The 12,414-nt window shown below is 64.2% G+C and carries 13 protein-coding genes; 12 read left to right on the top strand and 1 reads right to left on the bottom strand.

The window, feature by feature from the left end:
- From plsX to ACO6VM_RS22395, 10 genes are all read left to right on the top strand, one after another.
- Complete coding sequence (gene plsX / locus ACO6VM_RS22440) at nt 1-1,011, top strand: phosphate acyltransferase PlsX (protein WP_125463228.1); 1,011 nt, start codon at nt 1-3, stop codon at nt 1,009-1,011.
- Between the two features lie 186 nt (nt 1,012-1,197).
- On the top strand, nt 1,198-2,136 hold the full coding sequence (fabD, locus tag ACO6VM_RS22435; RefSeq protein WP_401057858.1) for an ACP S-malonyltransferase: 939 nt from the start codon (nt 1,198-1,200) through the stop codon (nt 2,134-2,136).
- A 16-nt stretch (nt 2,137-2,152) separates the two neighbouring features.
- Nucleotides 2,153-2,893: a 3-oxoacyl-ACP reductase FabG gene (gene fabG, locus ACO6VM_RS22430; protein WP_390967760.1), complete on the top strand. Its 741-nt coding sequence runs from the start codon at nt 2,153-2,155 to the stop codon at nt 2,891-2,893.
- Nucleotides 2,894-3,097: 204 nt separating this feature from the next.
- A complete protein-coding gene (gene acpP, locus ACO6VM_RS22425; RefSeq protein WP_010223225.1) occupies nt 3,098-3,334 on the top strand; it encodes an acyl carrier protein in 237 nt (78 codons plus the stop codon).
- A gap of 174 nt (nt 3,335-3,508) precedes the next feature.
- Entirely contained in the window at nt 3,509-4,753 is a 1,245-nt protein-coding gene (gene fabF, locus ACO6VM_RS22420) for a beta-ketoacyl-ACP synthase II (RefSeq protein ID WP_110995679.1), read from the top strand.
- Entirely contained in the window at nt 4,753-5,568 is an 816-nt protein-coding gene (pabC, locus tag ACO6VM_RS22415; protein WP_390967761.1) for an aminodeoxychorismate lyase, read from the top strand. Before fabF ends, pabC begins: the two co-directional genes overlap by 1 nt.
- 3 nt (nt 5,569-5,571) lie before the next feature.
- The gene (gene mltG, locus ACO6VM_RS22410) at nt 5,572-6,741 is read left to right on the top strand and encodes an endolytic transglycosylase MltG (RefSeq protein WP_401057861.1); all 1,170 of its coding nucleotides are present in this window, start codon (nt 5,572-5,574) and stop codon (nt 6,739-6,741) included.
- Nucleotides 6,742-6,750: 9 nt separating this feature from the next.
- Nucleotides 6,751-7,383: a dTMP kinase gene (tmk, locus tag ACO6VM_RS22405; RefSeq protein ID WP_125857902.1), complete on the top strand. Its 633-nt coding sequence runs from the start codon at nt 6,751-6,753 to the stop codon at nt 7,381-7,383.
- Nucleotides 7,376-8,362 carry a DNA polymerase III subunit delta' gene (locus ACO6VM_RS22400; protein WP_401057863.1) on the top strand — a complete coding sequence of 329 codons (987 nt, stop codon included), beginning with the start codon at nt 7,376-7,378 and terminating at the stop codon, nt 8,360-8,362. The genes tmk and ACO6VM_RS22400 overlap by 8 nt, the downstream gene beginning before the upstream one ends.
- A gap of 30 nt (nt 8,363-8,392) precedes the next feature.
- Nucleotides 8,393-9,175: a TatD family hydrolase gene (locus ACO6VM_RS22395; protein WP_110995674.1), complete on the top strand. Its 783-nt coding sequence runs from the start codon at nt 8,393-8,395 to the stop codon at nt 9,173-9,175.
- Between the two features lie 238 nt (nt 9,176-9,413).
- On the opposite strand, the gene ACO6VM_RS22390 is transcribed toward ACO6VM_RS22395, so the two are convergent.
- Nucleotides 9,414-10,547: an aminotransferase class V-fold PLP-dependent enzyme gene (locus ACO6VM_RS22390; protein WP_401057865.1), complete on the bottom strand. Its 1,134-nt coding sequence runs from the start codon at nt 10,545-10,547 to the stop codon at nt 9,414-9,416.
- Between the two features lie 73 nt (nt 10,548-10,620).
- On the opposite strand from ACO6VM_RS22390, the gene ACO6VM_RS22385 reads away from it, so the two are divergent.
- Nucleotides 10,621-11,256, top strand: coding sequence for a TetR/AcrR family transcriptional regulator (locus ACO6VM_RS22385; protein ID WP_110995672.1), 636 nt, complete (start codon nt 10,621-10,623; stop codon nt 11,254-11,256).
- Nucleotides 11,257-11,385: 129 nt separating this feature from the next.
- Nucleotides 11,386-12,354: a GTP 3',8-cyclase MoaA gene (locus ACO6VM_RS22380; RefSeq protein ID WP_401057867.1), complete on the top strand. Its 969-nt coding sequence runs from the start codon at nt 11,386-11,388 to the stop codon at nt 12,352-12,354.
- Nucleotides 12,355-12,414: the final 60 nt, after the last annotated feature.

The raw sequence follows: 12,414 nt of genomic DNA, 5'->3' as shown, positions 1-12,414 counted from the left end.
TTGTCCGCTCAGATCATCGCGATCGACGCAATGGGCGGGGACTTCGGTCCCCGCAGCATTGTCCAGGCTAGCCTAGCCTGCCTTTCGGCTACTCCCTCGCTGCACCTGACCCTCGTCGGTCAACCCTCCCTTCTTGAAGAGCTTGTCAGCGGCCAATCGGCTGCGGATCGCGCGCGCCTGCAAATTGTTGCGGCCAGTGAAGTGGTGGGCATGGACGAGCGGCCGTCGCAGGCGTTGCGCGGCAAGCCCGACTCGTCGATGCGCATCGCCCTCGAACTGGTGCGAGACGGCAAGGCCCAGGCCTGCGTCAGTGCCGGCAATACCGGCGCGCTCATGGCGTTGTCGCGTTTCGTGCTCAAGACCTTGCCCGGTATCGATCGCCCGGCGATGGTGGCGGCGATCCCGACCCAGGCAGGCTACTGCCAGTTGCTCGACCTGGGCGCCAATGTCGACTGCAGTGCCGAAAACCTCTACCAGTTTGCGGTGATGGGTTCGGTGGCTGCCCAGGCGCTTGGGGTTCATCGCCCGCGGGTGGCGCTGCTCAATATCGGCACCGAAGACATCAAGGGCAATCAGCAGGTCAAGCTGGCCGCCAGCTTGTTGCAGAACGCACGTGGCCTGAACTACATCGGTTTTGTCGAGGGTGACGGGCTGTACCGCGGCGAGGCGGACGTAGTGGTGTGCGACGGTTTTGTCGGCAACATCCTGCTCAAGTCCAGCGAAGGCCTGGCGACCATGATCGCCGCGCGCATCGAAGCGTTGTTCCGTGGCGGTGTGCTGGCGCGGGCTGCCGGGGCCATGGCCATGCCACTGCTCAAGCGCCTGCAGGCCGACCTGGCGCCGGCGCGACACAATGGCGCAAGCTTCCTCGGGCTCCAGGGTATCGTCATCAAGAGCCATGGTTCGGCAGGCGTGCAGGGTTTCCAGAGCGCCATCCAGCGTGCGCTGATCGAGATCCAGGAAAACCTGCCGCAGCGCCTGCACGGGCGCCTCGAAGACCTGTTGCCCTGAATGTCGTGGGGCGGGCTTGCCCTGCGATGAGGCGGGTGCTGGAAAAACAAAGACTTTGGGCATATCGCCCATGAAGTGCTTAAATGTGACCGCTTGGTCCGCCGTTCCATCCAAGCTTTCAGATTTCGCGCTCGGCCTGTGGCCCGGCGCACCCTATCCGACGACAAGATCATAAGGGCTTGTTCAATGTCTGCATCCCTCGCATTCGTCTTTCCCGGTCAAGGTTCCCAGTCGCTGGGCATGCTCGCCGAGCTCGGCGCTGAAAAGCCGGTAATCGTCGAAACCTTCAAGGAAGCTTCCGAGGCTCTGGGCTACGACCTGTGGAAACTGGTCCAGGAAGGTCCGGAAGAACAACTCAATCAAACCGACAAGACGCAGCCGGCCATCCTGACCGCCTCCATCGCCCTGTGGCGCCTGTGGCTGGATGAGGGTGGTGCACACCCGGCATTCGTTTCGGGTCACAGCCTGGGTGAGTACAGTGCCCTGGTCGCTGCCGGCAGCCTGTCGCTCAAGGACGCCGTTCGCCTGGTCGAGCGCCGTGGCCAGCTGATGCAGGAAGCCGTGCCGGCCGGCCATGGTGCCATGGCTGCCATCCTGGGCCTGGACGATGCTGTTGTGGTCGAGCTCTGCGCCAAGGCCGCTGAAGATGAAGTGGTCAGTGCGGTGAACTTCAACTCGCCTGGCCAGGTGGTGATTGCCGGTAACAAGGCTGCGGTCGATCGCGCCATGGCACTGTGCAAAGAGGCCGGCGCCAAGCGTGCCCTGCCGCTGGCGGTCAGCGTGCCGTCGCACTGTGCGCTGATGAAGCCCGCTGCCGAGCGCTTCGCCGAATTCGTCAACGCCATCGAGTGGAAGGCCCCGCAGATTCCGGTGGTGCAGAACGTCACCGCCGCCATCGCCGCCGACCTCGATGCGCTCAAGCAGGATCTGCTGGCACAGCTGTACCAGCCTGTGCGCTGGGTCGAATGCGTGCAGGCCCTGGCCGAGCGCGGCGCGGTGAACCTGGTCGAGTGCGGCCCGGGCAAGGTGCTGGCTGGCCTGAACAAGCGTTGCGCCGACGGCGTGACCACTTACAACCTCAATACCCCTGACGCCGTCGCCGCCACCCGTGCGGCGCTGGCCTGAATCTGGAGACGCTTGCATGAGCCTGCAAGGTAAAGTTGCACTGGTTACCGGCGCCAGCCGTGGCATTGGCCAGGCCATCGCCCTTGAGCTTGGCCGCCAGGGCGCCATCGTCATCGGCACCGCCACTTCGGCCTCCGGTGCCGAGCGCATCGCCGCCACGCTCAAAGAGCACGGCGTCGCCGGTACCGGCATGGAATTGAACGTGACCAGCGCAGAGTCCGTGAATGCGGTGCTGAGCGCCATCGGTGAGCAGTTCGGCGCCCCAACCATCCTGGTCAACAACGCTGGCATCACCCGCGACAACCTCATGCTGCGCATGAAGGATGACGAGTGGTTCGATGTAATCGACACCAACCTCAACAGCCTCTACCGTCTGTCCAAGGGCGTGCTGCGCGGCATGACCAAGGCCCGCTGGGGTCGTATCATCAGCATCGGCTCGGTCGTCGGTGCCATGGGTAACGCAGGGCAGGCCAACTACGCGGCCGCCAAGGCTGGCCTGGAAGGCTTCAGCCGCGCGCTGGCCCGTGAAGTGGGTTCGCGTGGCATCACCGTCAACTCGGTCACCCCGGGCTTCATCGACACCGACATGACTCGTGAGCTGCCGGAAGCGCAGCGCGAAGCCCTGCAGAAAGAAATTCCGCTGGGCCGCCTGGGCCAGGCCGACGAAATCGCCAAAGTGGTTTCGTTCCTGGCCTCCGATGGCGCCGCCTATGTCACTGGCGCCACCGTGCCGGTGAACGGCGGGATGTACATGTAAAAACCGCAATGCGATGTGACGGATTGCTTCAAAAAAGAGTCATACTCCGAGCTTAAAATCCGTTATAAAGCTGCAACCAGATTCCGGGCAGGGGGTTGGGCGACTTAGCTGAAGACGTGTTCCGCTTGAAAAGCAGGCGTCTTTCTATAAACTTGGTCACCGGCCAGCTGCCTGACATATGTCCATTAGGAGTGAAAACTAGGTATGAGCACCATCGAAGAACGCGTCAAGAAAATCGTCGCCGAGCAACTGGGCGTCAAGGAAGAAGAAGTCAAAAACGAATCTTCCTTCGTTGAAGACCTGGGTGCCGACTCGCTTGACACCGTTGAGCTGGTGATGGCTCTGGAAGAGGAATTCGAGACCGAAATCCCTGACGAAGAAGCCGAGAAGATCACTACCGTTCAAGCTGCCATCGACTACGTCAACAGCCACCAGGCCTAAGACGCTGTAGTCGACGCTTCTTGTCGGGGAAAACCGCACTGCCTTCGCCGGCGTGCGGTTTTTTCTTTGCGAGGCACCAGCGTCGTGTTGCGAGCCTTTAGAGCTTGTTGCCATTTCATTCCATTGCCTTGAATGCAATGGCAAGAAACTCTGTTATTGGAAAAGGAGAGTACTGTGTCGCGTAGACGCGTCGTGGTCACTGGTATGGGTATGCTGTCGCCACTGGGTACTGATGTACCGAGCACCTGGCAGGGCATTCTGGCTGGCCGCAGTGGCATTGGTCCGATCGAACACACGGATCTGTCTGCCTACTCCACCCGTTTTGGCGGCTCGGTGAAGGGCTTCGAGGTCGAGCAGTACCTGTCGGCCAAGGAAGCTCGCAAACTCGACCTGTTCATTCAATACGGCCTGGCAGCCGGTTTCCAGGCGGTACGCAATGCCGGTTTGGAAGTCACCGACGCCAACCGTGAGCGCATTGGCGTGGCCATGGGCTCGGGGATCGGCGGCCTGACCAACATCGAAGAAACCAGCCGGACCCTGCACGAGCAGGGCCCGCGCCGCATTTCGCCGTTCTTCGTGCCGGGCTCGATCATCAACATGATCTCGGGCTTCCTGTCGATCCACCTGGGCCTGCAGGGGCCGAACTACGCGATCGCCACCGCCTGCACCACGGGTACCCATTGCATCGGCATGGCCGCGCGCAATATCGCCTACGGTGAAGCGGACGTGATGATTGCCGGCGGTGCCGAAATGGCCGCCTGTGGCCTGGGCATGGGTGGCTTCGGGGCCTCGCGCGCGCTGTCGACCCGCAACGATGAACCGACCCGCGCCAGCCGTCCGTGGGACAAGGGCCGTGATGGTTTCGTGCTGTCCGACGGTGCCGGTGCCCTGGTGCTCGAAGAGCTGGAGCACGCCAAGGCGCGTGGCGCGACCATTTATGCCGAGCTGGTCGGTTTTGGCATGAGCGGCGACGCCTACCACATGACCTCGCCACCCGACTCGGGTGAAGGTGCTGCGCGCTGCATGGCCAACGCCCTGCGCGATGCCGGTATCGAGCCGCAAGCGGTCAGCTACATCAATGCCCACGGCACTTCGACCCCAGCTGGCGATATCGCCGAAGTGGCGGCGATCAAGCGCGTGTTCGGCGAGCATGCCTACAAGCTGGCAGTCAGCTCGACCAAGTCGATGACCGGCCACCTGCTGGGTGCCGCTGGCGCGGTGGAAGCGATCTTCAGCGTGCTGGCGATCAACAGCCAGATGGCGCCGCCGACCATCAACCTGGACGAGCCGGACGAAGGTTGCGACCTGGACTTCGTACCGCACCAGGCGCGCAGCATGCCTATCGACGTGGTGCTGTCCAACTCGTTCGGCTTCGGCGGGACCAACGGTTCGCTGGTGTTCCGCCGGTTCGCCGACTGATGCACTGCTGGATCGATGGCCAGGACGCGACTGCGGTCAATTTGCAGAATCGCGGCCTGGCCTACGGTGATGGTCTGTTCGAGACCATTGCCGTGCGTGGCGGCAAGCCCAGCCTGCTAACCCGGCATCTCGACCGCCTGGCACTGGGTTGCCAGCGCCTGGCGATCGACGTTGATCTGGTGCTGGTTCGCAATGAGCTGTTGCAATTCGCTCAGTTGCTGGGGGAGGGCGTCGCCAAGCTGATCCTGACCCGCGGCGACAGCCAGCGCGGTTATGCCCCGGCGCCCGGCGCCCAGGCGCGGCGTATTCTTCAGGGCAGCCCCTTGCCCGTCTATCCTGCACAACACGCCGAGCTGGGGGTGCGCCTGTTCCCCTGTCAGACACGGCTGGCGGAACAACCGCTGCTGGCCGGACTCAAACACCTCAACCGCCTGGAGCAGGTGCTGGCCCGTGCCGAATGGCAGGACAGTGCGTATGCCGAAGGCTTGATGCGCGACAGCCAAGGGCGAGTGATCGAAGGGGTGTACAGCAACCTGTTTCTGGTGCGTGGCGAGGTGCTGCTGACCGCCGACCTGAGCCGTTGTGGCGTGGCTGGCGTGATGCGTGGCGCATTGCTCGAGCAGGCGTCGTTGTCGGGTCTTGCCGTCGAGGTGCGTGACCTGACACTGGAGGACCTGCAGCAGGCCGACGAAGTGTTTGTCTGCAACAGTGTCTACGGTATCTGGCCCGTACGTGAATTCGCTGCACTGAACTGGCCGGCAGGCCCGCTCACCCTTAAACTGCAGGCCGTTGCCCGTACGTTACTGGATACCTGATTCGTGAGACGCAAATTCCTGCTGCTGCTGGAAATGGGTTTGATCCTCGCCGGCCTGGCATTGGGCTGGGCTGCCTGGAAGGTCAACTCGGTTCTGGAGCAGCCCCTGCAAGTGGCGCAGGAGCGCCTGCTCGATGTGCCCGGCGGCACCACGCCCAATCGCATGTTCTACCGCATGGAAGGCGAGGGGCTGCTCGACGATGCGCTCTGGCTGCGCCTTTACTGGCGCTTCAACATGGCCGGCACCCCGCTGCATACCGGTGAATACCGCCTGACCCCCGGCATGACCGTGGGGCAGTTGTTCGATGCCTGGCAGCGCGGCGATGTGGTGCAGTACAACCTCACCCTGGTCGAGGGCTGGACCTTCCGCCAGGTGCGTGCCGCAGTGGCCAGGCACGACAAGATCAAGCACACCCTCGACGACCTGAGCGACGCGCAGGTGATGGACAAGCTCGGTCACACCGGCGTGTTCCCCGAGGGCCGTTTCTTCCCTGATACCTACCGCTTCGTGCGCGGTATGAGCGACGTCGAACTGTTGCAGCAGGCCTACATGCGCCTGGACGAAGTGCTGGCCAAGGAGTGGGCCGAGCGCAGCACCGGCTTGCCGTATCGCGACCCTTACCAGGCGTTGATCATGGCCTCGCTGGTGGAGAAGGAGACAGGCATTCCGCAGGAGCGTAACCAGATCGCCGGTGTGTTCGTGCGCCGGCTGCGCCTGGGGATGATGCTGCAGACCGACCCGACCGTGATCTACGGCATGGGCGAGCGCTACAACGGCAAGATCACCCGGGCCGACCTGCGTGAACCGACGCCCTACAACACCTACACCATCAGTGGCCTGCCGCCGACGCCGATCGCCATGGTCGGCCGCGAGGCGATCCATGCCGCGCTCAACCCCAGCGATGGCAGCAGCCTGTATTTCGTCGCCCGTGGCGATGGCAGCCATGTGTTCTCCGATGACCTGGACGACCACAACAGCGCTGTGCGTGAGTTCCAGCTCAAGCGGCGGGCAGACTATCGCTCCAGCCCGGCACCTGCGGCGCAGCCGGGAGCAGGCGAGCAGCCGGCGCCCGACCAGGAGGCCCCTGCCGAGGCAGCTCCGCCTGAGAGTGACGCTGGCGCGCCTACCGATGAATCCGTGCCGGCCGAGGCGCCGGTACCCGAAAAACAGTAAGGAACACCCGTGAGCGGTTTGTTTATCACCCTGGAAGGCCCCGAAGGCGCGGGCAAGAGCACCAACCGCGACTACCTGGCGGCGCGCCTGCGTGAGCAGGGTGTCGATGTGGTGATGACCCGCGAGCCCGGTGGCACGCCACTGGCCGAGCGCATCCGCGAGCTGCTGTTGGCCCCCAGCGACGAGCCCATGGCGGCCGATACCGAGTTGCTGCTGATGTTCGCTGCCCGTGCCCAGCACCTGGCAGAAGTGATCCGCCCGGCCCTGGCGCGTGGCGCCGTGGTGCTCTGCGATCGCTTCACCGATGCTACTTACGCCTATCAGGGTGGCGGCCGTGGCTTGTCGGTGGAGCGCATCGCCATCCTCGAATCCTTCGTCCAGGGCGAACTGCGCCCGGACCTGACCCTGGTCTTCGACCTGCCCGTCGAGGTCGGCCTGGCCCGTGCTGCGGCCCGTGGCCGGCTGGACCGCTTCGAGCAGGAGGGCCAGGCCTTCTTCGAGGCGGTGCGCCAGGCCTACCTGCAACGCGCCGCCCAGCAGCCGCAACGCTACAGCCTGCTGGATGCCGCTCAGCCGCTGGATGCGGTGCAACGGGCGATCGATGCGCTGCTGCCGGGCCTTGTGGAGCGTTGCCGTGGCTGAAGCCTACCCCTGGCAACAGGCGCTCTGGCAGCAACTGGCCGGGCGCAGTCAGCATGCCCACGCCTACCTGCTGCATGGGCCCCAGGGGATCGGCAAGCGTGCCCTGGCCGAGCGGCTCATGGCGCGGCTGCTGTGCCAGGCGCCCCAGGGGCTGGATGCCTGCGGGCAGTGCAAGGCGTGCCTGCTGCTCAAGGCCGGCAGCCATCCGGACAACTTCGTGCTGGAGCCAGAAGAAGCCGACAAGCCGATCAAGGTCGACCAGGTTCGCGAACTGGTGTCGTTCATCGTGCAGACGGCCCAGCAGGGCGGGCGCAAGGTGGTGCTGATCGAGCCGGTGGAGGCGATGAACATCAACGCCTCCAATGCCTTGCTCAAGAGCCTTGAGGAGCCTTCCGGCGATACCGTGCTGCTGTTGGTCAGCCACCAGCCCAGCCGCTTGCTGCCCACCATCAAGAGCCGTTGCCAGCAGGTCACCTGCCCGCAGCCGAGCCTGGCCCAGAGCCGTGCGTGGCTGGCTGATGCCCTTGCCGACAGCGCCGAAGACGAGCGCGAGGAGCTGCTGACACTGGCCGCCGGCTCGCCGCTGATGGCCGTCAGCCTGCAGGCGAAGGGCGTGCGCGAGCAGCGCGCGCTGGTCACCGAGGGTGTGAAGAAGCTGCTCAAGCAGCAGCAGTCGCCCAGCCAACTGGCCGAAGCCTGGAACAACGTGCCGTTACTGTTGTTGTTCGACTGGTTCTGCGACTGGTCGCACCTGATCCTGCGCTATCAGCTGACCCAGGACGAGGACGGGCTAGGCCTGGCCGACATGCGCAAGGTGCTGCAGTACCTGGCGCAGAAGAGCCGTCAGGCCAAGGTGCTGGAGGTCCAGGCGTGGATCCTCGAGCAGCGCCAGAAAGTGCTGGGCAAGGCCAACCTCAACCGTGTGCTGCTGCTCGAAGCCTTGCTCGCCCATTGGGTGCAGCTGCCGGGCATGCGCTGATCTCCATCGTTCATTCATGTGTGTGTTCCCATGCTCGTAGATTCCCATTGCCACCTCGACCGTCTTGACCTCAGCGCCCATCAGGGTTCCCTCGATGCTGCCCTGCAGGCCGCGCGTGAGCGCGGCGTCGGGCATTTCCTGTGCATCGGCGTCAGCGCCGAGAACGCCGGCGCGGTCAAGGCGCTCAGCGAGCAGTACGCCGACGTCGATTGCTCGGTGGGGGTGCATCCGCTGGACCTGGCACCGGGTGAAACCCCGGCCCTGGAGTGGCTGCTGCGCGAGCTGGCCCATCCGCATGTGGTGGCCATCGGCGAGACCGGCCTGGATTACCACTACGAGCCCGAAGCCGCCGAGCTGCAGCAGGCCTCCTTCCGCCTGCACCTGGAAGCCTCGCGGCAGACCGGCAAGCCGGTGATCGTGCATACCCGTGCGGCCCGCGAAGACACCCTGGCCCTGCTGCGTGAAGCCAACCTGCCCCAGGCCGGGGTGCTGCACTGCTTCACCGAAGATTGGCCGATGGCCAAGGCTGCGCTGGACCTGGGTTATTACATTTCGTTGTCCGGCATCGTGACTTTCCGCAACGCCGATGCCTTGCGCGAGGTGGCCCGGCAGGTGCCGGTCGATCGGCTGCTGGTGGAGACCGACTCGCCGTACCTGGCGCCGATCCCGCACCGCGGCAAGCCGAACCTGCCGCAGTACGTGCGGGAAGTGGCCGAATATGTCGCCTCGCTGCGCGGGGCCAGCTATGAGCAGCTGGCCGAGCAGACCACCGCCAACTTCAAGCGCCTGTTCCCGCTGGCACGGGTGGCCTGATCCGCAGTTCGTCGCTGGCGCCCGGGCAAAAAAAACCCGGGTTCTGGGGGGGGAATCCGGGTTAAGACCATTAGGAGTAAAACAAAGGTACGCGGTCCCTGGGCACCTTTATCGGCGCGCCACTTGGGGGGGATGCGCCGCGCCAACACTTCAAGTATTGGCCAGGATTGGCGCCCTGCCAGCGCTTGCTGATCGTTTTTTAAACAGATTTGGAATACGTCGGCGGTCCCTTGGGCGATCAATGCATGGCGATTTGCCTGACCAGCCGCAGTGCTTCGTCGATCAGGTGCTCATCGGTATAGAAGTGTGGGGAAAAACGCACGCCGGGCCCGCGCAGGGCGCAGATGACCTGCTGCTTGCTTAGCGCTCGATAAATCTCGGCATTGGCGCGGCCAGCCACAGTGAAATTGACGATGCCTGCGCGGCGCCTTGGGTCTGCCGGGCTGTGCAGCTGCACACCCGGGATCGCCGCCAGCCCCTGGTGCAGTTGCTCGACGCGATGCCCGAGTTGCTCAGCAACCACATGCATGCCGACATCTTCCAGCAATGACAGGCTGGCCTCCAGCGCACAGGCGCCGAGCATGTTCGGGCTGCCCGGCTCGAAACGTCGTGCACTGCGTGCCGGTTGCCAGCTGCGGCGCTCGAAATCGCCCAGCTGTTCGAGCATGTGCCAGCCGTAGGCGTGCAGTTTCAGCTGCCTGCGCAGGGCGCTGCGGCAGTAGAACACCCCCAGGCCCTCGGGGCCGAGCATCCACTTGTGGCCGTCGGCCATGGCGAAATCGCACTGGTAGTGCTGCACGTCGAAGGGCAGGGCGCCAATCTGCTGGATGGCATCGACGCAGAACAGCACGCCCCGTTCGCGACAGCCCTGGCCCAGGCGGGCAAGGTCCAGGCGCAGGCCGCTGGCGAACTGCACGGCACTGACCGCCAGCAGCCGGGCGCGTGGGCCGCAGGCCTTAAGCAGTGCGGCCTCTGGGTCATCCCCGGCCAGGCTGGTCTCGATCACGTCGACGCCTTGATCGGCCAGTGCCTGCCAGACCACGCGATTGGAAGGGAACTCTTCGTCGCTGATGATCACCTGGTCGCCGCGTTGCCAGTCGAGGCCGAAGGCCACCAATGACAAGGCTTGCGAGGTATTGCCCAGCAAGGCGATGTCGCCTGTGGACGGCGCGTTGAGCAGGCGCGCCAGGCGTTCGCGCAGGCGCCGCTCGGTGGCCAGCCAGGCCGGGTAGTCGCTGGCGCCGCGCTGCAGGTTGTCACGGGCGAAGCGCGCCACGGCATCAGTGGCCCGGCGCGGCCACGGAGCGATGGCCGCGTGGTTCAGGTAGCACAGGCCCGGAGCCTGCTCGAACTCATCAAGAAACACAGACATGCTTGGAAGATCCGTGCAATTTACCGCCAGTTAGGCATAATAATCCGCTTCGATTGTCATCCTAGTCCTACCTATGCACAAAGAACCTCGTAAGGTCCGTGAATTTCGCCGCCGCGAGCAGGAAATCCTCGATACGGCGCTCAAGCTGTTTCTCGAACAGGGTGAAGACAGCGTCACCGTCGAGATGATCGCCGACGCCGTCGGCATCGGCAAAGGCACGATCTACAAGCACTTCAAGTCCAAGGCGGAGATCTACCTGCGCCTGATGCTCGACTATGAGCGTGACCTGAACGAGCTGCTGCATTCCGCTGACGTCGACCGTGACAAAGAGGCGCTGTCGCGCGCCTACTTCGAGTTCCGCATGCGCGACCCGCAGCGCTACCGGCTGTTCGACCGCCTGGAAGAAAAGGTGGTCAAGGGCAACCAGGTGCCGGAAATGGTCGAGCAGTTGCACAGCATCCGTGCCTCCAACTTCGACCGCCTGACGCAACTGATCAAGGGCCGCATCAGCGAAGGCAAGCTCGAGGACGTGCCGCCGTACTTCCACTATTGCGCGGCGTGGGCGCTGGTCCACGGTGCGGTGGCGCTGTATCACTCGCCATTCTGGAGCAACGTGCTGGAAGATCAGGAAGGCTTCTTCCAGTTCCTCATGGACATCGGCGTGCGCATGGGCAACAAGCGCAAGCGCGACCCAGAAACCGCGAACTGAAGCGGCTCGGGCGGTGCTTGCCGGCTTTTGGTGAGCATCGTGTGATTCAGCCTTCGACAGGAAGACTTGCAAAAACCTGATTTATGAGTCAGGTTTTGCCGGTCCGATTCTTCCATGCCGGAGTCACCCATGATCGTCGATCGTCAAGGCAGGCGCTTTCGCAACCTGCGCGTCAGCCTGACTGCTGCCTGCAACTACGCCTGCACCTACTGCGTGCCCGATGGCAAGCGCCTGGTGGCGGCGCAGGACGAGCTGGGGGCCGAGGCGCTGGGACGTGGCGTGGCCTATCTGGTCGAGGCCGCAGGTGTCGAGCGCTTGCGCATCACTGGCGGCGAGCCGCTGATCAGCCCGCGGCTCGAGGGCTTCCTGACGGCGGTGGCCGGGCTCGGGCTGGAGGACATCAGCCTCACCACCAATGGCCAACTGCTTGCCCGCAAACTGCCGTTGCTGCGTGCTGCCGGCATCCGCAGGCTGAATGTCTCGCTCGATACCCTCGACCCCCTGGCGTTTCGCCGCATCGCCCGTGGTGGCGATCTGGCCAGCGTGCTCGACGGCATGGCCCAGGCCAGCGCTGCCGGCATGGCGATCAAGGTCAACATGGTGCCCATGCGTGGGCAAAACCTCGATCAGGTACTGCCGCTGCTCGACTACTGTCTGCAGAGGGGTTACGAACTGCGCTTCATCGAGCTGATGCGCATGGGCCACCTGGCCCGAGACAGCAATGCCTTCGGGCAGCAGTTCGTGGGGCTGGAGCAATTGCTTGCGCTGATCGGCGAAGCCCATGAGTTCGAGCAGGCGCAGCGCCCGGTGGATGCTACCGCGCTGCGTTATCGCATACCCGGCAAAGGGCACTTCGGGGTAATCGCCAACGAGAGCGTACCGTTTTGCCGCGCCTGCTCGCGACTGCGCTTGTCATCCACCGGCTGGTTGCATGGTTGCCTCTCTTCAGGCAACCGTCACTTTGTCGGCGACCTGCTGGACAAGCCGCGCCACCAGGCGCTGCCGGCGTTGCAGCGGTTGCTGGTGAAGGCGCTGGCGGACAAGCAGGACCTGGCGTTCTCCGGCGATGTGATGGTGATGAAGGTGATCGGCGGCTGACTCTGGCGCAAAAGCTGCATCTGGCGGCTATTCGCCGGTTTTTCGTCACCGGCCTCTGGA

Origin of the sequence: Pseudomonas sp. GZD-209, from assembly GCF_049310485.1 — a bacterium.
Classification (GTDB): domain Bacteria; phylum Pseudomonadota; class Gammaproteobacteria; order Pseudomonadales; family Pseudomonadaceae; genus Aquipseudomonas; species Aquipseudomonas sichuanensis.
Note: the sequence above shows the minus strand (reverse complement) of the source record. Positions and strands in the feature narration are given on the sequence as shown.